The sequence below is a fragment of the Streptococcus mitis genome, assembly GCF_003942865.1.
In the GTDB taxonomy this organism is placed as follows: domain Bacteria; phylum Bacillota; class Bacilli; order Lactobacillales; family Streptococcaceae; genus Streptococcus; species Streptococcus mitis_BI.
The window spans coordinates 11,331-34,983 of the sequence record NZ_RJNZ01000003.1; the positions used below are offsets into that span (position 1 = coordinate 11,331).

The 23,653-nt window shown below is 40.2% G+C and carries 24 protein-coding genes; 22 read left to right on the top strand and 2 right to left on the bottom strand.

Features of this window, described 5'->3' with window-relative positions:
- Nucleotides 1-10: 10 nt before the first annotated feature.
- The 8 genes from asp1 to asp5 are packed head-to-tail and all read left to right on the top strand — an operon-like array spanning nucleotide 11 to nucleotide 9,220.
- A complete protein-coding gene (asp1, locus tag D8845_RS03200; protein ID WP_125452453.1) occupies nucleotides 11-1,585 on the top strand; it encodes an accessory Sec system protein Asp1 in 1,575 nt (524 codons plus the stop codon).
- A complete protein-coding gene (gene asp2 / locus D8845_RS03205) occupies nucleotides 1,575-3,107 on the top strand; it encodes an accessory Sec system protein Asp2 (protein ID WP_125452454.1) in 1,533 nt (510 codons plus the stop codon). The genes asp1 and asp2 overlap by 11 nt, the downstream gene beginning before the upstream one ends.
- Complete coding sequence (gene asp3 / locus D8845_RS03210; protein ID WP_125452455.1) at nucleotides 3,107-3,586, top strand: accessory Sec system protein Asp3; 480 nt, start codon at nucleotides 3,107-3,109, stop codon at nucleotides 3,584-3,586. Before asp2 ends, asp3 begins: the two co-directional genes overlap by 1 nt.
- Complete coding sequence (gene secA2 / locus D8845_RS03215; protein WP_125452456.1) at nucleotides 3,576-5,957, top strand: accessory Sec system translocase SecA2; 2,382 nt, start codon at nucleotides 3,576-3,578, stop codon at nucleotides 5,955-5,957. Before asp3 ends, secA2 begins: the two co-directional genes overlap by 11 nt.
- 11 nt (nucleotides 5,958-5,968) lie before the next feature.
- Complete coding sequence (gene gtfA, locus D8845_RS03220) at nucleotides 5,969-7,480, top strand: accessory Sec system glycosyltransferase GtfA (RefSeq protein WP_125452457.1); 1,512 nt, start codon at nucleotides 5,969-5,971, stop codon at nucleotides 7,478-7,480.
- A complete protein-coding gene (gtfB, locus tag D8845_RS03225; RefSeq protein WP_125452458.1) occupies nucleotides 7,473-8,810 on the top strand; it encodes an accessory Sec system glycosylation chaperone GtfB in 1,338 nt (445 codons plus the stop codon). Before gtfA ends, gtfB begins: the two co-directional genes overlap by 8 nt.
- Nucleotide 8,811: 1 nt before the next feature.
- Nucleotides 8,812-8,991 (top strand): accessory Sec system protein Asp4, encoded by a 180-nt coding sequence (gene asp4 / locus D8845_RS03230; protein ID WP_001278708.1) that lies wholly within the window; start codon nucleotides 8,812-8,814, stop codon nucleotides 8,989-8,991.
- A 4-nt stretch (nucleotides 8,992-8,995) separates the two neighbouring features.
- Nucleotides 8,996-9,220 (top strand): accessory Sec system protein Asp5, encoded by a 225-nt coding sequence (gene asp5 / locus D8845_RS03235; protein ID WP_125452459.1) that lies wholly within the window; start codon nucleotides 8,996-8,998, stop codon nucleotides 9,218-9,220.
- Nucleotides 9,221-9,270: 50 nt separating this feature from the next.
- Here the strand turns inward: asp5 and D8845_RS03240 are convergent, their stop codons facing one another.
- Both D8845_RS03240 and sstT read right to left on the bottom strand, forming a co-directional pair.
- Nucleotides 9,271-10,224, bottom strand: a complete 954-nt coding sequence (locus tag D8845_RS03240; protein WP_125452460.1) for an aromatic acid exporter family protein — start codon at nucleotides 10,222-10,224, stop codon at nucleotides 9,271-9,273.
- Nucleotides 10,225-10,291: 67 nt separating this feature from the next.
- On the bottom strand, nucleotides 10,292-11,497 hold the full coding sequence (sstT, locus tag D8845_RS03245; RefSeq protein WP_125452461.1) for a serine/threonine transporter SstT: 1,206 nt from the start codon (nucleotides 11,495-11,497) through the stop codon (nucleotides 10,292-10,294).
- A gap of 151 nt (nucleotides 11,498-11,648) precedes the next feature.
- Between sstT and D8845_RS03250 the strand changes: the two genes are divergently transcribed.
- From D8845_RS03250 to rpoZ, 14 genes are all read left to right on the top strand, one after another.
- Entirely contained in the window at nucleotides 11,649-12,215 is a 567-nt protein-coding gene (locus D8845_RS03250) for a mechanosensitive ion channel family protein (RefSeq protein ID WP_125452462.1), read from the top strand.
- A 51-nt stretch (nucleotides 12,216-12,266) separates the two neighbouring features.
- Nucleotides 12,267-13,175 carry a magnesium transporter CorA family protein gene (locus D8845_RS03255; protein WP_125452463.1) on the top strand — a complete coding sequence of 303 codons (909 nt, stop codon included), beginning with the start codon at nucleotides 12,267-12,269 and terminating at the stop codon, nucleotides 13,173-13,175.
- Nucleotides 13,176-13,189: 14 nt separating this feature from the next.
- Nucleotides 13,190-13,717 carry a YqeG family HAD IIIA-type phosphatase gene (locus D8845_RS03260; protein ID WP_125452464.1) on the top strand — a complete coding sequence of 176 codons (528 nt, stop codon included), beginning with the start codon at nucleotides 13,190-13,192 and terminating at the stop codon, nucleotides 13,715-13,717.
- A 2-nt stretch (nucleotides 13,718-13,719) separates the two neighbouring features.
- A complete protein-coding gene (gene yqeH, locus D8845_RS03265; protein WP_125452465.1) occupies nucleotides 13,720-14,826 on the top strand; it encodes a ribosome biogenesis GTPase YqeH in 1,107 nt (368 codons plus the stop codon).
- Between the two features lie 213 nt (nucleotides 14,827-15,039).
- Nucleotides 15,040-15,351, top strand: coding sequence for a ribosome assembly RNA-binding protein YhbY (gene yhbY, locus D8845_RS03270; RefSeq protein WP_000060169.1), 312 nt, complete (start codon nucleotides 15,040-15,042; stop codon nucleotides 15,349-15,351).
- A 51-nt stretch (nucleotides 15,352-15,402) separates the two neighbouring features.
- A complete protein-coding gene (locus D8845_RS03275; protein WP_061759533.1) occupies nucleotides 15,403-16,032 on the top strand; it encodes a nicotinate-nucleotide adenylyltransferase in 630 nt (209 codons plus the stop codon).
- On the top strand, nucleotides 16,032-16,625 hold the full coding sequence (gene yqeK / locus D8845_RS03280; protein ID WP_125452466.1) for a bis(5'-nucleosyl)-tetraphosphatase (symmetrical) YqeK: 594 nt from the start codon (nucleotides 16,032-16,034) through the stop codon (nucleotides 16,623-16,625). Before D8845_RS03275 ends, yqeK begins: the two co-directional genes overlap by 1 nt.
- Nucleotides 16,626-16,979, top strand: coding sequence for a ribosome silencing factor (rsfS, locus tag D8845_RS03285; RefSeq protein WP_084862921.1), 354 nt, complete (start codon nucleotides 16,626-16,628; stop codon nucleotides 16,977-16,979).
- A 110-nt stretch (nucleotides 16,980-17,089) separates the two neighbouring features.
- Nucleotides 17,090-17,830, top strand: a complete 741-nt coding sequence (locus D8845_RS03290) for a class I SAM-dependent DNA methyltransferase (RefSeq protein WP_185757382.1) — start codon at nucleotides 17,090-17,092, stop codon at nucleotides 17,828-17,830.
- A 9-nt stretch (nucleotides 17,831-17,839) separates the two neighbouring features.
- Entirely contained in the window at nucleotides 17,840-18,937 is a 1,098-nt protein-coding gene (locus tag D8845_RS03295) for a nucleotidyltransferase (protein ID WP_125452467.1), read from the top strand.
- A gap of 202 nt (nucleotides 18,938-19,139) precedes the next feature.
- The gene (locus tag D8845_RS03300) at nucleotides 19,140-20,828 is read left to right on the top strand and encodes a P-loop NTPase fold protein (protein WP_260467933.1); all 1,689 of its coding nucleotides are present in this window, start codon (nucleotides 19,140-19,142) and stop codon (nucleotides 20,826-20,828) included.
- Nucleotides 20,829-20,907: 79 nt separating this feature from the next.
- Nucleotides 20,908-22,521, top strand: coding sequence for a ribonuclease Y (locus D8845_RS03305; protein WP_125452468.1), 1,614 nt, complete (start codon nucleotides 20,908-20,910; stop codon nucleotides 22,519-22,521).
- A 138-nt stretch (nucleotides 22,522-22,659) separates the two neighbouring features.
- Nucleotides 22,660-23,286 (top strand): guanylate kinase, encoded by a 627-nt coding sequence (gene gmk, locus D8845_RS03310; RefSeq protein WP_000775041.1) that lies wholly within the window; start codon nucleotides 22,660-22,662, stop codon nucleotides 23,284-23,286.
- Between the two features lie 24 nt (nucleotides 23,287-23,310).
- Nucleotides 23,311-23,625 (top strand): DNA-directed RNA polymerase subunit omega, encoded by a 315-nt coding sequence (rpoZ, locus tag D8845_RS03315; protein WP_000979235.1) that lies wholly within the window; start codon nucleotides 23,311-23,313, stop codon nucleotides 23,623-23,625.
- Nucleotides 23,626-23,653: the final 28 nt, after the last annotated feature.

Consider the following 23,653-nt stretch of genomic DNA (forward strand, 5'->3'; position numbering starts at 1 on the left):
AGGAGAATATATGTATTATTTCATCCCTTTTTTAGAAAATAACAATCAATCTTGGCAGGCAAGTATTGTACCTTGGTATAGGACTCCTTATCGCTTAGAATTTGATGATGTGTTGCACCAAATTCGAATTTTTAAACGCCAAGAACTAGAATCTAAGATACTATGGTTGACTTATCATCCTCATCTGCGTTACTTGCTACATAGACAAGATCTATTAGAGTCGGAAGTCTTTTCTGTTTTTGATGCTATACAAAATATTGAAAATGAGGAGATGCATCCTTTGCAATTAAAGGATTTAGCGTGGGATGAAGATTGTGACTTTATCTATACTCCCTTTGTAATTGCAGTTAAACAGCAAGGAGCACTTTATGCTGAAATTGAATATGGTTCAGAAGGCTTTATCAGCTACATCACGTATTTTAAAGATAACCAAGTTGATTTTATTTGCTATTTTGATGATCGTGGTTTTTTGTCTAGTCTTGTAGAGTATAGGGATCAAAGACCAGCTACTCGTTATTATTACAACGCTATTGGTCAGTGGCAATTAAGGGAAAATTTGCAAGGAGAACAGCCGATTGTAAAGGTAAATCCAGCAGTAGGCTATCGTTTTGGAAAATTAACTTATGATAGTATAGATGAGGTTATCTGGGAATTCTTAATAAAATTTTTAAATCGAGATTATGAGGTTGGAGATTCATTTGTTTTGGCAGCTAACACCAAGTTTCAAAATCAATTGTTAGAAAGATTGCCAGAAGAGGCTCCTAAAATTATAAGTTTCTTTATTGAAAGAAATCAAGCAGATAATTTACAAGATCATCGCTATGTAGTAGAACAGTCTAGATTGTTGATTAGTGATCGTAAAGACTTTCTTGAACGATTACAAGAGACCTATCCTCAATTTACTTATAAAATGCATCATTTGCCATCTTTTGATACGCGCTTGAAGTTGGGTATTAGTCAACGATTAAAGGAATCAAAAATTTATGTTCAATTGGATATACATATGCAACAAGATCCAAAAGTTTTGTATGAAATCTTATACTTCGTCTCGAAAAATCCTTTGACTGAGGTTGTTTTTTCAGTATTCAATGCAGAAAGTTATCAAATTGAGGATTTGCAGAAACAACTTGATTTGCTTATTATGGAACGTCTTAACCAAAGAGAACTGTTAAAGGATTCCGTCGTATCTGATGCTGAAAATACATTAGAGGAAAATACCAGAGATGATTATCGCTTTAAGATTATCAATCTAAATGATGAGATGGGACTAATCCGAGAATTGGAGTACACTCGTTTAATTGTTGATTTGAATCCAGTCGCAAATATTTATACTCAGATTGCAGGAATTAGTGCAGGAATTCCTCAAATAAACCTACAAGAGTCAGAATATGTTACTCATTTACAAAATGGGTATATCCTGTCGGATTTATCAGAATTTAGTAAAGCTGGACACTACTTTTTAGATACCTTGGAACATTGGAATCAAGCCTTAATTTACTCAATTGATAAGATTCGACAAAATACAGGTGAACAATTTGTAGATAAGTGGGAAAAATGGTTAGAGGAGGCAAAGGGTGAGCAATAAATTACAGATTTTGCAAATAGGTAGCAGAAACTGGAGCCATGACTATGAGATTCCTGAGAATATGGACTGGCATTTCTTTTGGCCAAAATCAACGACTGCAATAAGAAAGGTCATGGCAATGGAAGGCTTAAAATCTTTTTCAGCTATTTTGGTTGAAAATCCTGAGCATTTATCTGATTTGCTTCCGTTGATGAAAAAGGTGACCCCTTATACTATTTTCTACCCCGATACAGCTGAGGCTCAATCAAATGATCTTAAAGATTTTTTGAAAAAAACCTGTGCTCAAGCGACAGATTTTTCAAATCCAGTCGAACTTTTACGACTCCTATCTAAGGCTCTATTTAGAGGTCAGTATGGTGATAAATTGGTCGCGATTGACATGATTGTGAATCCTGGATTTACGGGGAAGGTTTGTTATAATGGTTATGACAATCTAGAACTCTTAGGGCAGTATGGGAAAGATTTCCATCCCTTAATCAGCTGGAAATATAATATCCGAGCAAGCGATTTTAATCCAGTTGAACTCTGGCTAGAGTATGAGAAAGATTGGACTTGTGATATTCGTTTGATTGTTCGAAATATACAAGATGGCTCTACTGCTAGTTTTGTCAAAGAACGAGTCTTCACAGTTGAAGATATGAAGTCTGCTTTGGTATTGGATGATGATTTTTCTTCATTTATCAGTGTTTCTTTAGAAGCTCGTGGAGCAGGACGTCTGAAAATAGGGGCTCTTCATCAGCGTTTAACGCGTTACCAATTTGGTAAGTATGTTCTAGGTGGAGGAATTATCCATAATGAAAACCGTGAAGAAATCAATTACTTTTTCTATCCGGGAGACTTTAAGCCTCCTTTGAATGTTTACTTCTCTGGTTATCGGCGTGCGGAAGGATTTGAAGGTTTCGGTATTATGAAATATCTGGGAGCACCTTTTATCTTATTTTCTGATCCACGGATAGATGGAGGCGCCTTCTATTTAGGTGATGACTGTATTGAAAATGGAATTCGAAATATCATTCAGGAGTATTTGGATTTGTTAGGATTTTCAAATAAGGAATTAATTCTTTCAGGAATGTCTATGGGGACCTATGGTTCTATGTATTATAGCTCTTTTTTTGAACCCCGAGCAGTTATAGTTGCTAAACCCTTAACCAATCTTGGCTTGATAGCTGAAAGAGGTAGACTCGAAGCACCTGGACTTTTCCCGACTGCTTTTGATATCTTACGTCATCATTCTAAGGGGGATGCTAGCATAGATGCCATGAGAGCACTGGATGACCGCTTTTGGACTGCCTTTAAAAAAGCAGATTTTAGCCAAACAATTTTTGGACTCTCATATATGAAAGAGGAAGATTATGATCCACGCGCTTTTGAGGGATTAGTAGAGGCCCTTTATCATTCGGGGGCTCACATCATGGTAAAAGGTACTTCGGGTCGCCATAACGATGATAGTGCTACAAGTACAACATGGTTTATGAATTTTTATAAGATAGTATTAGAGCAAAATTTTGGGAGAAAGTCTTAATGATTATCAAACGGAATAAAGAAATTTATTGGGGAGAATTTCGAGGGGCTAGCTTAGGAGTTTTAGCAGAGAATAGCTTTTTATATGGGTCAGTCGTTATCTACCATTCACGTGATCATGTTTCTTTTGAAAATAGTATGGTGAATTCTGGTACTATGATTCATGAGTGGACCTCAAGTTTTAATTTTCAGGGAAATCGCTTAACCCCAACCTTACCTCTTTTAAAAAAGGGCCATCGTTACCGTTTGGTTAGTCAGATGACTGTTCAACCTCAAAATGGTTTATATTTTAGACTCATTTTTATGGATCGTTATGATAAGCAGGTCGATCAAGTGATTGAAAAAGATTTTGATTTCACCTTTACCTATCCAGAAGAGGCCTATCATTACAAAGTACAGCTGTTGAGCGCAGGTCTTCAATCAGTTGACTTTCATTCATTTTCAATAGAAGAGGATTATTCTAAACAAGATGTGGAATAACAATAGACAATTGAGCAAGGTGAAAAAAATCTTGCATCAAATCAATCTAAAAAAAGAAGAGATGGCCTCGCTAACAGATGATGAATTAGCAGGTAAAACACAAGAATTTAAAGAGAGATTAACTGCTGGAGAAAGCTTAGATGATATTCTAGTAGAGGCTTTTGCGGTTGTCAGAGAGGCTGATAAGCGAATCTTGGGGATGTTTCCCTATGATGTACAAGTCATGGGTGGGATTGTCATCCACCAAGGGAATGTTGCTGAGATGAATACAGGTGAGGGTAAAACTCTGACTGCTACGATGCCGGTTTACCTCAATGCTTTGTCAGGGCAAGGTGTCATGCTAGTGACTACTAATGACTATCTTGCTAAGCGTGATGCAGAAGAAATGGGACAAGTCTACGAATTCCTAGGATTGACGATTCGGATTCCTTTTCCTGAAGAAGATGATGATGAAGAGTTAACACCAGAGGATAAGCGGGAAGTTTATAGTGCAGATGTGGTGTATACTACCAACAGTGGTCTTGGTTTTGACTATTTGCTTGATAATCTAGCTTCTAGTGAGGATAAAAAATATATGCCAGAATTTAACTTTGTCATCATAGATGAAGTTGATGCAGTCTTGCTAGATAGCGCTCAAATACCACTTGTTATTTCAGGTTCACCTAGAGTACAGTCTAATTTCTATGAAATTATTGATACCTTGATGACAACTCTAGTTGAGGGCCAAGACTATATCTTTAAAGAAGAGAAAAAAGAAGTATGGCTCACTACTACGGGCGCTAAAACTACGGAGAGCTTTTTAGGTATTGATAATCTCTATTCAGAAGAGCATAGCGTACTAGCAAGACACTTAATCTTCGCTCTACGAGCTCATACCTTATTTAAAAGGGATAAAGACTATATTATTCGTAAGGGCGAGAAAGACGAAGAACTTGTATTGCTAGATCAAGGTACGGGACGTTTATTAGAAATGACCAAATTACAGGGTGGGTTACACCAAGCCATTGAGGCAAAAGAGCATGTTTCTTTGTCTGAAGAAACTCGGGCAATGGCTTCGATTACCTACCAAAGCTTATTTAAGAAGTTTAAAAAAATTTCTGGGATGACTGGAACAGGAAAGGTTGCAGAGAAAGAGTTTTTAGAAACTTATGGGATGTCAGTCATTCGAATTCCTACTAATCGTAAGAATCAACGAATTGATTATTCAGATAATCTCTATGTTACCCTACCTGAAAAAGTGTATGCTTCACTTGCTGAGATTAAATATTATCATGAAAAGGGTAATCCTTTATTGATTTTTGTTGGATCCGTAGAAATGTCTGAACTCTACTCCTCCCTATTGTTACGGGAAGGAATTGCTCATAACGTTTTAAATGCTCATAATGCGGCGCGTGAAGCTCAGATGATTGCTGAATCGGGTCGCATGGGAGCTGTAACAGTTGCAACATCTATGGCTGGTCGTGGGACTGATATTAAACTTGGTCCCGGAGTTGCCGAACTTGGTGGACTTGTTGTCATTGGAACAGAAAGGATGAGTAGTAAACGCATTGACTTACAGATTAGAGGGCGTTCTGGTCGCCAAGGAGATCCAGGACTATCGAAATTTTTTGTCTCACTAGAAGACGATGTTATCAAGAAGTTTGGTCCTCCTTGGGTTCATAAGATGTATAAGGATTATACAGTAAACCAGCAGATAAGCCCTGAACCCCTAGAAGGAAGGCGTTATCGGAAATTAGTAGAAAAAGCACAGAAAGCAAGCGATAGCGCTGCTAGATCATCGAGAAGTCAAACTTTAGAGTATGCTGAGAGCATGAATATCCAAAGAGAGATGGTCTATGGTCAAAGAAATCGATTGATTGATGGAACCGAGGATCTTGATGGTTTTGTGGTAGATGTACTAGATGAGTTCATAAAAAAAAGCTTGTCAGAAGAAGCATTTGAAAGTAGAGAAGAACTCTATCATTTTATCGTTAAAAATATCAGTTTTCTCTATCATGCAGTTCCTCGAGAGTTGGATATGACGGATAAGGATGCTGTTAAACGAGTTCTGGAGATAACCGTTCAAAAGAGTTTACAGGAAAAACGAACGCTTTTGGAAACTCATGACTTCTTTTCAGATTTTCAGCGATTAGCCTTATTAAAGGCCGTAGATGATAACTGGGTAGAACAGGTGGACTACCTGCAACAACTGAGTCTAGCAATCGGTGGGCAATCAGCTGCTCAAAAGAATCCTATTGTCGAGTATTATCAAGAAGCTTATCATGGATTTGAAGAGATGAAAAGGCAAGTGAAGAAGGATATGGTTCGAAACCTTCTACTGAGCAGAGTAGATATTTCTCCAAAAGGTGAAATCGTGACTCATTTTCCATAAGAGGAGAAAATATGACAATTTACAATATAAATTTAGGAATTGGTTGGGCCAGTAGCGGTGTAGAATACGCCCAAGCCTATCGTGCTGGTATTTTTCGAAGTTTGAATTTACCCTCTAAATTTATCTTTACAGATATGATCTTAGCTGATAATATTCAGCATTTGACAGCCAATATTGGTTTTGATGATGAGCAAGTTATCTGGCTTTATAACCACTTTACAGATATCAAGATTGCACCGACTAGTGTAACAGTAGCTGATGTCTTGGCTACTTTTGATGGTGTTGAAAGTCGTAGAGAAAAGAATGGCAAGGTTTTGCGTATCTTCTTTTCTGACCAAGATAAGTTTGTCACCTGTTATTTGGTTGATGAGAACAAGGACTTGGTCCAGCATGCCGAGTATGTTTTTAAGGGGAACTTGATTCGGAAGGATTACTTTTCTTATACGCGTTATTGTAGCGAGTATTTTGCTCCCAAGGACAATGTTGCAGTACTGTACCAAAGGACCTTTTACAATGAAGACGGAACCCCTGCCTATGAAATCTTGATGAATCAAGGCAAGGAAGAAGTTTATCGTTTTAAGGATAAAATTTTCTATGGAAAACAAGCTTTCATGCGTGCTTTTATGAAATCCTTGAATTTGAACAAGTCAGATTTGGTTATTCTGGATAGAGAGACAGGTATTGGACAGGTTGTATTTGAGGAAGCACAGACAGCACATCTAGCGGTAGTTGTTCATGCGGAGCATTATAGTGAAAATGCTACAAATGAGGATTACATCCTTTGGAATAACTATTATGACTATCAGTTTACAAATGCAGATAAGGTTGACTTCTTTATCGTATCAACTGATAAGCAGAGAGAAGTTCTGCAAGAGCAATTTGCTAAATACACCCAGTACCAACCAAAGATTGTTACCATTCCTGTTGGTAGTATTGATGCATTAACTGAGTCAAGTCAAGGGCGCAAGCCATTTTCATTGATTACGGCTTCACGTCTTGCCAAAGAAAAACACATTGACTGGTTGGTCAAGGCGGTCATTGAGGCGCGTAAGGAAATCCCTGAATTAACCTTTGATATCTATGGTAGTGGTGGAGAAGATTCTCTGCTTAGAGAAATTATTACTAGTCATAAGGCAGAGGACTATATCCAGCTCAAGGGACATGCGGAACTTTCGCAGATTTATAGCCAGTATGAGGTCTACTTGACGGCTTCTACTAGCGAAGGCTTTGGTTTGACCTTGATGGAAGCTATTGGTTCAGGTCTACCACTAATCGGTTTTGATGTGCCTTATGGTAATCAGACTTTTATAGAAGATGGGCAAAATGGTTATTTGATTCCAAGTTCATCTGACCATGTAGAAGACCAAATCAAGCAAGCTTACGCAGCGAAGATTTGTCAATTGTATCATGAAAATCATTTGGAAGCTATGCGTGCCCATTCTTATCAAATTGCAGAGGGCTTCTTGACCGAAGAAATTTTAGAAAAGTGGAAGAAAACAGTAGAGGAGGTGCTCCATGATTGAACTTTATGATCGTTACAGTCAAGAAAGTCGAGATTTACATGAAAGTCTCATGGCTACTGGTCTTTCTCAACTTGGAGTGGTCATCGATGCAGATGGTTTTTTGCCTGATGGTCTGGTATCTCCTTTTACTTACTATCTAGGTTATGAAAAGGGAAAACCTCTTTATTTTAACCAAGTCCCTGTTCCAGCTTTTTGGGAAATTTCAGGAAATAATCAGTCTGCTCGTATTGAAGATATGACACAGGAGAGAGCCGTTATTCATTATGCAGATGGTCTGCAGGCTCGCTTGGTTAAGCAGGTTGACTGGAAAGATTTAGAAGGCCGAGTACGCCAAGTTGACCACTATAATCGCTCCGGAGCTTGTTTTGCTACAATGACCTATAGCGCAGATAGCGAGCCAATTATGACAGTTTACAAAGATGTCAATGGCCAGGAGGTTTTACTTGAAAACCATGTGACAGGTGATATCTTATTGACCTTACCTGGTCAGTCCATGCGTTACTTTGCAAATAAGGTTGAATTTATCACCTTCTTTTTGCAAGATTTGGAAATAGATACAAGTCAGCTTATCTTTAATACTCTAGCGACTCCTTTCTTGGTTTCCTTCTATCATCCAGATAAGTCTGGCTCAGATGTTTTGGTGTGGCAGGAACCTATCTATGATGCTATTCCAGGTAATATGCAGTTGATTTTGGAAAGTGATGATGTGCGTACTAAGAAGATTATCATTCCAAACAAGGCGACTTATGAACGTGCTTTAGAGTTGACTGACGAGAAATACCATACTCAGTTTGTGCATTTGGGTTACCATTATCAGTTCAAACGTGATAATTTCCTAAGACGAGATGCCTTAATCTTGACCAATTTCGATCAGATTGAGCAAGTAGAAGCAATCGTAGAAGCCTTGCCTGATGTTACCTTCCGTATCGCAGCGGTGACAGAGATGTCTTCTAAGCTCTTAGACATGCTTCGCTATCCTAATGTGGTCCTTTACCAGAATGCTAGTCCACAGAAGATTCAGGAGCTCTATCAATTGTCGGATATTTACTTGGATATAAACCACAGCAATGAGTTGTTGCAGGCGGTGCGTCAGGCCTTTGAACATAATCTCTTGATTCTTGGATTTAATCAGACAGTGCACAATAGACTCTATATCGCTCCTGATCATCTATTTGAAAGTAGTGAAGTTTCTGCTTTGGTTGAGACCATTAAACTGGCCCTTTCAGATGTTGAACAAATGCGTCAGGCACTTGGCAAACAAGGCCAACATGCAAATTATGTTGACTTGGTGCGATATCAGGAAATCATGCAAACCGTTTTAGGAGGCTAACATGTCAGACGAAGATTTATTTTACAAAGACGTTGAAGGTCGTATGGAAGAGTTGAAACAAAAACCTATCAAGAAAGAAAAAGAAACCCGAGGGGAAAAGATTAGTAAAACTTTTTCACTCTTACTGGGTTTGATGATTCTGATTGGTTTGCTCTTTACTTTGCTGGGAATTTTGAGGTAGGCATATGATTGACATACTGATTGTTTTAGCTATTATCCTATCTCTTGCTTTGATTGTATTGGTAACCATACAACCCCGTCAAAATCAACTATTTTCTATGGATGCGACCAGTAATATTGATAAACCAAGCTACTGGCAGAGCAATACCTTGGTCAAGGTTCTCACTTTATTGGTGAGTTTGGTTTTATTCGTTTTACTATTAATCTTTATGGTAATAACTTACAAATAAAAGAAAACTTCAGATATTCACCTTTTGTGATTGGTCTGAAGTTTTCTTTTTTACTGTCCATATTTTTGGTAAAAGTCAACTTTTACTTGGATGAAGGTCTTGGCTTCACGTAGAAGTTGAAGAAGGGTTGCACGGGTTTCAAATTCTTCTCTTGTCTTGGGCAGACTGCGATTACGGAAGACTTCTAGATAACGTTCAATTTCATCTAGCAAATCAGAAGCAGGATTGGTCTGGCTCAGTTGACCTGCAATTTTTGAAAAGAGTTGGGCCAAAATTAGGCTCTCACTGGCAGCTAGGTGACAGGTGTTGATTTGCTGGGCCATGTTTCGCAGTATGCGACTTTGCCGCTGTCTCATCTCAAAGTAGTGAATGTGGTAATCAGTCTGGTGAAAGAGGTGGTCTGAGTGATCCAAATAGACCAGTCTGAGGGCTTCTTCCAAAAGGGTGTCCAATTCTTCAACCAACTGTGCTCGGTTGCGTCCATCCCCTCTGGATAAATAATATTTGAAGCGTTGGAGAATATCTTTTAACTTTTCTTCTACCAATGTGTGGTAGTGATGAATTTCCTCTTCTCGTGAAGGCATGTAGAGATTGACAAGCAAGGCAAAACCTGTACCGATAGCAAAGAGAAGGAATTCATTGACTAGAAGGTCTGGAGAGGTTGACTCTTGCACCAAGAGATGGCTAACCAAAACAGTGCTTGGTGTGATGCCGATTTCCCAGCCCATCTGGTAGGATAGAGGCACATAAAGGGCTAGATAGAGGCCAAGGCTCCAGATATGAAATCCGCTCAAGTGAAAAGCCAGAACACCGATAGCTAGAGCTAGAAGCATGGAAAAGAGGCGATTGCGGGCCAGTTTTAAGGTACTTCTACGGGTATCGGATAGGCTCAAGAGGGCGATGATTCCAGCTGAAACTGCTGAGGAGAGATTGAGAAAATAAGCAAGAAGACAGGCAAGACAGGTAGCTAAGATGAGCTTGGTCGTACGTTGGCTAATAGACATATGGATTTCCTAGTAAGTTAGAATAAAAGCGGAAAAGACAAGACCTGAGCAGGCTTGTCTTTATGAGTTATTTTTTACGGGCTGCTGCGTATTCGGCAACAGCAGTAAAGAGGACGTCAGTGGAAGAATTGAGAGCTGTTTCACATGAATCTTGGATGACCCCAATCACAAATCCAACCCCAACAACTTGCATGGCAATATCGTTAGAAATACCGAAAAGGCTACAAGCAACTGGGATAAGAAGGAGGGATCCTCCAGCAATACCAGAAGCCCCACAGGCTGATATTGCTGCTACAACACTGAGGACAAAGGCTGTCGCAAAGTCAACAGGGATTCCCAAAGTATTTACTGCAGCAAGGGTTAAAACGTTAATAGTAATCGCTGCCCCGGCCATGTTGATAGTAGAGCCGAGTGGGATAGAAACCGAATAGGTATCTGGATCTAGTCCAAGGTCGTGACAAAGTTTCATGTTGACAGGGATGTTAGCCGCAGAACTACGAGTGAAGAAGGCTGTCACACCGCTGACACGCAAACATTTCCAAACGAGGGGATAAGGATTTCTCTTCATAAAGAGGAAGGCAATTAGTGGATTGACTACCAGAGCCACAAAGAACATAGTTGTCACCAAGAGGGCAAGCAAGATTCCATAGTTAGCTAGGCTTCCGATTCCCTTATCAGAGATGGTTTTGAAGACAAGTCCTAAGATCCCAAATGGAGCTAGGTTAATGATCCATTCGACAATTTTCGAAGTCACATCAGCCATAGTTTTCAGCAATTCTTTACTATTTTTGCTGGCTTCTCTCATAGCAATCCCGAAAACAACTGCCCAAGATAGGATACCGATGTAGTTGGCAGTAATGAGGGCATTAACTGGATTGTCAACCAGTTTGAGCAAGAGGTTGCTGAGGACTTGTCCAATCCCATCTGGTGGAGCAATATCGGTATTAGCACTATTTAGGGTAATTTCAACAGGGACGATGAAACTTGCTAGTACAGCGATAAGGGCAGCGGCAAAGGTTCCTACCAAGTAAAGGAAGATAACGGTTTTCATATTGCTATCTTGTCCCTTTTGATGTTGGGAAAGGGCATTGGCAACGAGGGCAAAGACCAGAATCGGTGCGATGGCTTTAAGACCACCAACAAAGAGATCTCCTAGCAGGCCAATTCCTGAAACGTTAGGAAGTGTCAGTCCTAGGGTTCCTCCAATAAGCATACCAATCAAAATTCGTTTGATTAGGCTTGCCTTATTCCAAGCATGAATGATTTTTTTCATAACAATCTCCTTTGTTGTGTAATGTTTATGATTATAGTATAAATATGAACTAAAATCAAGAATTTTCTGTCTATTTTTGCTATTATTTTTGAATATTTATGGAGATTCATCACTTGTAAAAGTATGGTATAATAAATGAAAGGAGTTTTCTATGAAAGAATTTATTCAAACCTACCTCAATAAGCTTGATGTTACAGCGATTATTGAGAATATCGTAACTAAGTTAATTTCTCTATTATTTCTGTTTTTGCTCTTCTATATAGCTAAGAAATTGCTCCATACCATGGTGCAGAGAATTGTCAAACCTTCCCTAAAAATGTCTCGTCATGATGTCGGACGTCAGAAAACTATCTCACGTTTATTAGAGAATGTGTTTAATTATACTCTCTATTTCTTTTTACTCTACTGCATTTTGTCGATATTGGGCTTGCCAGTTTCTAGTTTGCTGGCAGGTGCTGGGATTGCTGGGGTGGCTATTGGGATGGGAGCCCAAGGTTTTCTGTCTGATGTCATCAATGGCTTTTTCATCCTCTTTGAACATCAACTGGATGTGGGAGATGAGGTCGTTCTGACAAATGGTCCTATCACTGTATCAGGCAAGGTGGTTAGTGTTGGCATTCGAACAACTCAACTCAGAGGAGAAGATCAGGTTCTGCACTTCGTTCCCAATCGAAATATCACCGTCGTCAGCAATTTCTCTCGGACAGACCAGGCCTGAAATTTTAGCAGATTTATGGTACAATAGAAAGAGTTTGGTAAAGGAGAGAAGATGTTTTTAGAAAAACAGTTGGGCAATGGTTGTACCTGGATTAACCTAGATTTGGACAAGTTGAAAAAACTAGAGGACCTTTCTGAAATCTACGGTTTGGACAAGGAAACCATTGAATACGCGCTGGATAGAAATGAGCGCGCTCACATGGATTATCACCGTGAAAATGGGACTGTGACCTTTATCTACAATGTCTTGAACTTGAAAAAGGATAAGGAATACTACGAAGCTTTTCCTATGACCTTTATCGTGGAACATCGTCGCCTGATTACCATTAGTAATACCAAGAACGCCTATGTCATTGAACAGATGACCCGTTATCTGGAGAGTCATGACATGCTTTCGATTTACAAGTTTCTCTTTGCCAGTCTGGAAATCATCAGCAATGCCTATTATCCTGTCATTGAGCAGATGGACAAGAGTAAGGATGAGGTCAATGGTCTCTTGCGTCAGCGAACGACTAAGAAAAACCTCTTTGCCCTTTCCGACTTGGAGACTGGTATGGTTTATCTTACTGCGGCTGCCAAACAAAATCGCATGTTGCTGGAGCATATTCAAGGGCATGCCCTCTATCGCAGTTTTAACGAGATTGAGAGAGAGCAGTTTGATGATGCTATGATTGAGGCTCATCAGCTGGTATCCATGACGGATTTGATTTCTCAAGTCCTCCAACAACTATCAGCATCTTACAATAACATTCTAAACAATAACCTGAATGATAATTTGACAACCTTGACCATCATCTCAGTCTTGCTAGCGGTTTTGGCAGTCGTGACAGGCTTTTTCGGAATGAATGTTCCCCTACCTTTAACAGATGAACCCAATGCTTGGCTCTACATTAGTTTGGCCAGTGCTGGTTTGTGGATTGTCCTGTCATTGTTGCTAAGGAAAATTGCGAAAAAAAGTTAAGAAAAGGAGCCAGAATGGCGATTGAAAACTATATGCCAGATTTTGCTGTGGAAGCAGTTTATGATCTGACAGTCCCAAGTCTGCAGGCGCAGGGAATCAAGGCTGTTTTGGTCGATTTGGACAATACCCTCATTGCTTGGAATAACCCTGATGGGACACCAGAGATGAAGCAATGGTTACATGATCTCCGTGACGCGGGTATTCGCATCATTGTGGTCTCAAATAACACTAAGAAACGCGTCCAACGAGCAGTTGAGAAGTTTGGAATTGATTACGTTTATTGGGCCTTGAAGCCCTTCACATTTGGGATTGATCGTGCCATGAAGGAATTCCACTATGATAAAAGCGAAGTGGTCATGGTTGGCGACCAGCTCATGACAGATATTCGAGCAGCCCACCGTGCTGGCATTCGCTCGATTTTAGTCAAACCCTTGGTCCAACATGACTCGATCAAAACGCAAATTAACCGAGCTCGTGAGCGCCGTGTGATACGAAAAATCACTGAAACGTACGGACCGATTACATATAAAAAAGGAATTTAACTATGGAAGAAATTCTCTGTATTGGTTGTGGAGCAACCATTCAGACGACAGACAAGGCTGGTCTTGGATTTACCCCCCAGTCGGCACTTGAAAAAGGTTTGGAGACGGGCGAAGTATATTGCCAACGCTGTTTCCGTCTCCGCCACTACAATGAAATCACGGATGTCCAGTTGACGGACGATGATTTCCTCAAGCTCTTGCACGAGGTGGGAGACAGTGATGCCTTGGTGGTCAATGTCATTGATATCTTTGATTTTAATGGCTCTGTTATCCCAGGCTTGCCACGTTTTGTCTCAGGCAATGATGTCCTTTTGGTAGGAAATAAAAAAGATATCCTCCCTAAGTCAGTTAAGCCGAGCAAGATTAGCCAGTGGCTCATGGAACGTGCCCACGAAGAAGGTCTTCGTCCAGTCGATGTCGTCCTAACTTCGGCACAAAACAAACATGCCATCAAGGAAGTCATTGACAAGATTGAACACTACCGTAAGGGCCGTGATGTCTATGTGGTCGGTGTAACCAACGTTGGAAAATCAACTCTTATCAATGCCATTATCCAAGAAATCACGGGTGATCAGAATGTCATCACGACTTCGCGCTTCCCAGGGACAACTTTGGACAAAATCGAGATCCCGCTTGATGACGGTTCTTATATCTACGATACGCCGGGGATTATCCACCGCCACCAGATGGCCCACTACTTGACGGCTAAAAACCTCAAGTATGTCAGTCCTAAAAAGGAAATCAAGCCTAAAACCTATCAGCTCAATCCTGAACAAACCCTGTTTCTAGGCGGTCTAGGACGCTTTGACTTCATTGCAGGTGACAAGCAAGGTTTCACAGCCTTCTTTGACAACGAATTGAAACTCCATCGTACCAAGCTTGAAGGCGCTAGTGCATTTTACGACAAGCACCTCGGAACCCTTCTGACACCACCAAATAGCAAGGAAAAGGAAGATTTTCCAAAACTAGTCCAGCATGTCTTTAACATTAAGGACAAGACAGACCTAGTCATCTCTGGACTCGGCTGGATCCGCGTAACAGGCACAGCAAAAGTCGCCGTCTGGGTACCAGAAGGCGTCGCAGTCGTCGCACGAAAAGCAATTATTTAAACACAGAAAGGAAAGGGTTTTCTGAACTCGAACTAGCAGGGCGAACCCATAGAGAATACTTTTCGCCGTGGTGTTAGTTGGTACAAGTGATTGTACCAACTGCGGAAAATTTGAGACTTTAGGCTCAAATTTTAGTCATGAAAGTCCAAAGGACTTTGCTGACGTCCGTCACCACTTCAGAAAAGTATAAAAAGAAACTCTTTTAAAGAAATTATGTCATTAACATCAAAACAACGTGCCTTCCTTAACAGTCAGGCACACACTCTTAAACCCATCATCCAAATTGGGAAAAATGGACTGAACGACCAAATCAAAACCAGTGTTCGTCAAGCCCTTGATGCACGCGAATTGATCAAGGTTACTCTTTTGCAAAACACCGATGAAAATATCCACGAAGTAGCTGAAATTTTGGAAGAAGAAATCGGTGTGGATACAGTCCAAAAAATCGGACGCATCTTGATTTTATTTAAACAATCCAGCAAGAAAGAAAATCGCAAGATTTCTAAAAAAGTCAAAGAAATCTAAAAATTACACTCCAAACAACTGTTTTTACAGAGAAATAAAGGAGACTAGCCTATGGCAATCGAACTATTGACTCCCTTTACCAAGGTAGAGTTGGAGCCAGAAATCAAGGAGAAAAAACGTAAACAAGTCGGGATTTTAGGGGGGAATTTTAACCCTGTTCACAATGCTCATCTCATTGTTGCGGACCAAGTACGGCAACAGTTGGGACTAGATCAAGTTCTGCTTATGCCTGAATACCAACCTCCTCATGTAGATAAAAAGGAAACAATCCCTGAACACCATCGTCTCAAGATGCTTGAGTTGGCGATTGAGGGGATTGAAGGTCTGGACATTGAAACTATTGAGTTGGAACGTAAGGGCATTTCCTACACCTACGATACCATGAAGATTTTGACAGAGAAGAATCCAGATACGGATTATTACTTTATCATCGGTGCCGATATGGTGGACTATCTGCCTAAGTGGTATCGAATTGATGAACTGGTAGATATGGTTCAGTTTGTGGGAGTTCAGCGCCCACGCTACAAGGCAGGGACTTCCTATCCAGTTATCTGGGTGGATGTACCTCTCATGGATATCTCATCCAGCATGGTGCGTGACTTCCTTGCCCAAGGTCGGAAACCTAACTTTCTCCTGCCTCAGCCTGTGCTAGACTACATCGAGAAGGAGGGTCTCTACTGATGGCCTATCAAGACTATATCAACTGCTCTCGTGAGGCTTTGTTGGAAAAAATGGCAGAGCTTCTGCCTGAAAAACGCTTAACCCATTGCTTGGGTGTGGAGCGTGCAGCCAAAGAACTGGCTCAGCGCTTTGGAGTCGATGCCGAGAAAGCAGGCCTAGCAGGCCTTCTTCATGACTATGCTAAAAAGCTGTCAGATCAGGAATTTTTAGACTTGATTGTCCGTTATCAGCTAGACCCTAACCTCAAAAACTGGGGCAATAATGTCTGGCATGGGATGGTCGGAATTTACAAAATTCAGGAAGATTTGGATTTGCATGATTCAGAAATTCTGCGAGCCATTGAAATCCATACAGTTGGGGCGGATCAGATGACAGATCTTGATAAGGTCATCTACGTCGCAGACTATATCGAGCATAATCGAGCCTTTCCTGGAGTAGATGTGGCACGTGAGATTGCAAGTCTATCGCTTAATAAGGCGGTGGCCTATGAAACAGCTCGAACCGTGGAGCATCTAGCTCATCAGGGATTCCCCATCTATCCCCAAACCCTTGAAACCTATAACGCCTTTGTGCACTATTTGAAAGAGGACTAAATGAACGAAAAAGAATTACTAGAACTAGTCGTGAAAGCGGCTGATGAGAAACGTGCGGAGGATATCCTCGCACTTGACGTACAAGATTTGACCAGTGTGACAGACTACTTTGTTATCACTAGCTCTATGAATAGCCGTCAGTTGGACGCTATCGCTGATAACATTCGTGAAAAAGTAGCTGATGCAGGCTTTAAAGGCAGTCATGTCGAAGGCGACGCAGCAGGAGGTTGGGTCTTGCTGGACCTTGGTGCTGTCGTTGTGCATGTCTTTTCAGAAGAAATGCGTGCCCATTATAATCTAGAGAAGCTATGGCATGAGGCGAATTCAGTAGATATTTCAGAAGCTCTTGCTTAGAAGATGAACTCAGTTGTAGTCAACTGGGTTTCTTTGCTTATTTTAGAAAAAATTGATTGAAAGGTAAAGGGCGAGTGGTGTTTGCCATGGAGGCTCTTGGTATCATGATTATGGCAACTTATGAAACCTTTGCGGCTGTTTACGATGCAGTGATGGATGATAGTTTATACGATAAATGGACGGATTTTTCTCTTCGTCATTTGCCTAAGACTAAGGAAAGAAAGAAACTCTTGGAACTGGCTTGTGGGACAGGAATTCAATCTGTGCGATTTTCTCAGGCAGGTTTTGATGTGACTGGGCTTGATTTGAGTGCGGATATGTTGAAGATTGCTGAAAAGAGAGCGGCTTCAGCCAAGCAAAAGATTAATTTTATTGAAGGTAATATGCTGGATTTGTCCAAGGCAGGTCAATATGACTTTGTCACGTGTTACTCGGACTCAATCTGCTACATGCAGGATGAGGTGGAAGTAGGAGACGTTTTTAAAGAAGTCTATAATGCTCTCAACGAAGACGGGGTTTTCATCTTTGATGTGCATTCAACCTACCAGACTGATGAGGTTTTTCCAGGTTATTCCTATCATGAAAATGCGGAAGATTTCGCCATGCTCTGGGATACCTACGAGGACGAAGCGCCTCACTCCATCGTGCATGAGTTGACCTTCTTTATCAAGGAAGAGGATGGGTCCTTTAGTCGCCACGATGAAGTGCATGAGGAGCGGACTTATGAGGTCTTGACCTATGATATTTTGCTGGAACAGGCTGGTTTCAAATCCTTCAAACTTTATGCGGACTTTGAGGACAAAGAGCCAACAGAAACTAGCACCCGTTGGTTTTTTGTAGCGCAGAAGTAGGAGATTACTATGACCATCACGGGTATTATCGCGGAGTTTAATCCTTTTCATAATGGACACAAATACCTGCTGGATCAGGCTGAAGGACTGAAAGTCGTGGCTATGTCTGGGAATTTCATGCAACGAGGAGAACCAGCGATTATAGATAAGTGGACAAGGGCCCAGATGGCACTGGAAAATGGCGCAGACTTGGTAGTGGAATTGCCATTTTTAGTCAGTGTCCAGGCGGCGGATTTCTTTGGCCAAGGAGCTGTGGATATCTTGGATCGCTTGGGCATTGATACTCTAGCTTTCGGGACAGAGGAAGTTCTGGATTATCAAAAGATATCTGACTTATACACAGAGCAAGGTACTGAGATGGAGAAATTTGTGGAAAATCTGCCTGATTCACTATCTTATCCCCAGAAAACCCAAGCTATGTGGAAGGAATTTGCAGGTCTTGATTTTTCAGGCAATACGCCCAATCATGTTCTTGCTCTTGCCTATGTCAAGGCAGTTGCGGGATGCAACATCAAGCTCCATCCGATTCAGCGTCAGGGGGCTGGCTATCATTCTGTGGATAAGGATGTGGACTTTGCCTCGGCGACAGCCCTGCGTCAGCACCAGAAGGACCAAGATTTCTTAGAACGCTTTATGCCTTCTGTTGCCCTTTTTGAGCAGGCCAGTAAGGTGAGCTGGGAAGACTATTTTCCTATGCTCCGCTATCAAATCTTGTCCAATCCAGACCTAACCACTATCTATCAGGTCAATCAAGAAATGGCTGTGCGCATTAATGAAGCTATTAAAACAGCCCAGTCTGTAGAAGAATTGGTCGAGTTAGTGACTACCAAACGTTACACCAAGGCGCGTGTCAGACGCCTCTTGACCTATATCTTGGTGCAGGCTAGAGAAGGTGACTTGCCAGAAGCCATTCATGTCCTTGGATTTACTGAAAAAGGAAGACAACACCTTAAGTCTCTGAAAGGGCAGGTCAATCTAGTCAGCCGAATTGGCAAAGAACCTTGGGATCCCATGACTAAAAAGGCAGACCAGATTTACCAACTAGGAAATCCAAGTATAGCAGAACAGAATTTTGGAAGAGTGCCGATTAGAATAGAGACAAACTAAGTCTACTGAAAGGTGGACTTTTTATTTTTTAAATCTTTGTGAGTAAGTTTAAGATAAAGTTTTTTGGAAAATGACAGATTTACTAAGACAAAAAGTCAGAAAAGAAATTTAGTATAGCGATTACAATTCTTGTCCCTTGAATCCGCTTTATGCTTGTCATTTTGTGGTATAATCATGATAATATAGATTAAAAGGGGGATATATGAAAAATATAATGACGAGGATTCTTAATTTTCTTCTGAATTTCAAACTATTGAAATATCTATTGAAAAGACCATCATGGAGTAGTAATGTTAGAATTGTTGAATGGTACAGAATATTTATAGCCAGTATATGGGTACTGTATCTTGCACTTGAGATTGACCAATTTAAACGCTTTGCTTTACCTATCTATAAATTTGTATCTAATTATAATTTTTTTAAAGATATTATTTCAATTTTGTATGAGAATCGTGTAATAATATTGTTAGCACTGACTATACCAACAATACTATTCTGGTTTTTAGACATAATTTTTAAAAAAGTTAGTTATAAGAAACTAGACCCAGAGCTATTTCCAGAATATGACTTGGATGACCATCCTTTTCAAACTCATCTGGTTGAGTTTTTAAATAGCCCAGACTCTATTCATAATGTCTTCTGGCTGGATGGTTCTTGGGGGAGTGGGAAAACATTTTTTATAAAGACGTTTTTTGAAAATCAAATTTATAAAAAGAAAGAAATCTACTATATTTCCTGCTTTGGTATAAAAACAAGAGAGCAAGCCGAGAGAATATTGATTAATGAGATAGAAAAACAATCCATACTCGGAAATTTGGACTTTATTCCACTTATTGGAGGAGTTTTTAAATGGTTCTTTAAAACAGTTGGAACCGATTTGATGAAGCGAGATTCTATCATTATTTTTGATGATCTTGAACGGGTTTCATATGTAGCAAAATCAGATAAGCTTTCAGATGTAGCAAAATCAGATAAGCTTTCAGATGTAGCAAAATCAGATAAGCTTTCAGATGTAGCAAAATCGGATAAGCCTTCAGATGCAGCAAAATCGGATAAGCCTTCAGATGCAGCAAAATCAGATAACCCTTCAGATTACAATGATTTATTGGGCTATATTGACTATCTTTCTGAGAATAAAAAATTTAAAATTATTGTAATTTTAAATAGTAAGGAAATTAAGTCAACAAAGAAGAATCTCATTGATAATAAATTTAAGCTGAATCAACATCAAATGGTATCTACAGGAGAAGTCATAGATAACATTTTGAAAAAGAGTAAGTTGAGGGATGATGGCCTTGGAAAAATTTTATCATTGATTTTTAAAATTCATTATGTGGATATTGGTAAAAGAGTTGTAGACGATAAAAATAAAAAACCAAGTCTGAGAGAGTTCCAGAAGTCGTTAGAAGATCTTTCGAATATAACTGATAATAATGAGAAAGCAGACTACATTATCAATTGGATGAATGGTCGCGAGGAAACAGAGAGTGTACTTATGTCACTTGTGAAATATTTTGAAGAGAAACCGCCAGAATTTTATAAGGGATATTTGTATGCCACCTTAGATGGTGAATTTTATCGGTATGAGATTTATAAAGCAATTCTAAAAGAGGAATATTCTAGTATTGCTTTGGCAAATATTATAGAAGTTATTGATAAGAAAAAATCATACTTTGAAGAGTTGTTGTATTTTTTGTGGGAAAAAGGTTCGGAAATAAAAGAGTTAAGATATTTGGTGTATGAATATAATAAAAGCATTGGCCTTGAATTTCAAATTTCCAAAAAATACGAAGCATTTGAAAAAGAATCAGGAGAAGAAATAGAATATGATGAAGCAAAAGAATACATCGAAACAGTCCTTCGAAAAAGATATAGAAACTCTTCAGTTTGAGTTTGTGAAAATCACTTTTTTATGGTAAAATGTTAAAGAATGTATGTCATTCGGAATAACAATAAAATGAGGTAAAAACATGGAAATCATGTCGCTTGCGATTGCTGTTTTTGCCGTCATCATTGGTTTAGTCATTGGATATGTCAGCATCTCAGCTAAGATGAAATCATCTCAGGAAGCTGCAGAGTTGATGCTTTTAAATGCTGAACAAGAAGCAACTAATTTACGTGGACAAGCTGAGCGTGAAGCAGATTTACTTGTTAATGAAGCCAAGCGTGAAAGCAAGTCTCTTAAAAAAGAAGCACTATTGGAGGCCAAAGAAGAAGCCAGAAAATACCGTGAAGAAGTGGACGCTGAATTCAAATCAGAACGTCAAGAACTCAAACAAATCGAAAGTCGTTTGACAGAGAGAGCTACTAGCCTCGACCGTAAGGACGACAATTTGACGAGTAAAGAACAAACACTTGAACAAAAAGAACAAAGTATTTCTGATAGAGCGAAAAACCTTGATGCGCGTGAAGAGCAATTAGAGGAAGTCGAAAGACAAAAAGAAGAAGAGTTAGAGCGTATTGGTGCCCTGTCTCAGGCAGAAGCACGAGATATTATCTTGGCTCAGACAGAGGAAAACTTGACCAAGGAGATTGCTAGCCGTATTCGTGAAGCTGAGCAAGAGGTCAAGGAACGTTCTGACAAAATGGCTAAGGACATCCTGGTTCAAGCCATGCAACGTATCGCTGGTGAGTATGTAGCAGAGTCAACAAACTCAACGGTTCATCTGCCAGACGATACTATGAAGGGACGCATTATTGGTCGTGAAGGTCGTAATATTCGTACCTTTGAAAGTTTGACAGGGGTCGATGTGATTATTGACGATACACCAGAAGTGGTAACCTTGTCAGGATTTGACCCAATTCGTCGCGAAATTGCCCGTATGACTATGGAAATGTTGCTCAAAGATGGTCGTATTCATCCAGCTCGTATCGAAGAGTTGGTTGAGAAAAACCGTCAAGAGATTGACAATAAGATCCGTGAATACGGTGAGGCAGCTGCCTATGAAATCGGTGCGCCAAACCTTCACCCTGACTTGATGAAGATTATGGGACGTTTGCAGTTCCGTACTTCATATGGACAAAATGTCTTGCGTCATTCGATTGAGGTTGCTAAATTGGCTGGTATTATGGCCAGCGAACTTGGTGAAAATGCGGCTCTTGCCCGTCGTGCTGGATTCCTTCACGATATCGGGAAAGCTATTGACCGTGAGGTTGAAGGTAGCCACGTTGAAATCGGTATGGAATTGGCCCGTAAGTATAAGGAACACCCAGTTGTGGTCAATACCATTGCTAGTCACCACGGCGATGTTGAAGCTGAGAGCGTGATTGCAGTTATCGTTGCTGCAGCAGATGCCTTGAGTGCAGCCCGTCCAGGTGCTCGTAGTGAGTCTCTTGAAAGCTACATCAAGCGTCTTCATGATTTGGAAGAAATTGCTAACGGTTTTGAAGGAGTTCAAACTAGCTTTGCCCTTCAAGCAGGACGTGAAATCCGTATCATGGTCAATCCAGGACAAATCAAGGACGACAAAGTCACAATCTTGGCTCACAAAGTTCGTGAGAAAATTGAAAACAATCTCGATTATCCAGGAAATATCAAGGTAACCGTGATTCGCGAGCTTCGTGCAGTAGATTATGCTAAATAAATAAGAAAGAGCAGTTGAAAAATTACTGCTTTTTTGTTACACTAGATAGAAAGACTGTAGAAGGATAGTTTGCACAAAATGCTACTATCTGAAGGGAAATCTTATTTTATTTTTACAGACTGACTAAAAGGAGACACAATGGCAGACCGAGGCTTGCTAATCGTTTTTTCTGGTCCTTCAGGGGTTGGAAAAGGAACGGTTAGAAGAGAGATTTTTGAGAGTTCTGAAAACCAATTTCAATACTCTGTATCGATGACGACACGCGCACAACGTCCTGGAGAAGTGGACGGTGTTGACTATTTCTTCCGTACTCGCGAAGAGTTTGAAGAGCTGATTCGCCAAGGACAGATGTTGGAATATGCAGAATATGTCGGCAACTACTATGGAACGCCTCTAACCTATGTCAATGAAACCTTGGACAAGGGAATTGATGTTTTCCTTGAAATTGAAGTTCAGGGTGCTCTTCAGGTCAAGAAAAAGGTTCCAGATGCTGTCTTTATCTTCCTGACACCACCAGATTTGGATGAATTGCAAGATCGTTTGGTAGGACGTGGAACAGACAGTGCAGAAGTAATTGCCCAACGAATCGAAAAAGCCAAGGAAGAAATTGCCCTCATGCGTGAGTATGATTATGCGATTGTCAACGATCAGGTGCCCCTAGCTGCTGAGCGTGTCAAACGTGTGATCGAAGCAGAGCACTTCCGTGTGGATCGTGTCATTGGTCACTATCAGGAGATGTTACCAAAATCTCCAACTACCCGATAAAATTTAGAAAATAGGTACAAGCAAATGATGTTAAAACCCTCTATTGATACCTTGCTCGACAAGGTTCCTTCAAAATATTCACTCGTAATCTTGGAAGCAAAACGTGCCCACGAATTGGAAGCAGGTGCGCCAGCAACTCAAGGTTTCAAGTCTGAAAAATCAACTCTTCGCGCCTTAGAAGAAATCGAATCAGGAAACGTTACCATTCACCCAGATCCAGAAGGAAAACGTGAAGCAGTGCGTCGCCGTATCGAAGAAGAAAAACGTCGTAAAGAAGAAGAAGAAAAGAAAATTAAAGAGCAAATCGCTAAAGAAAAAGAAGATGGTGAAAAAATTTAAGGTTGGGGGGACTCAATCTTATTTTTTC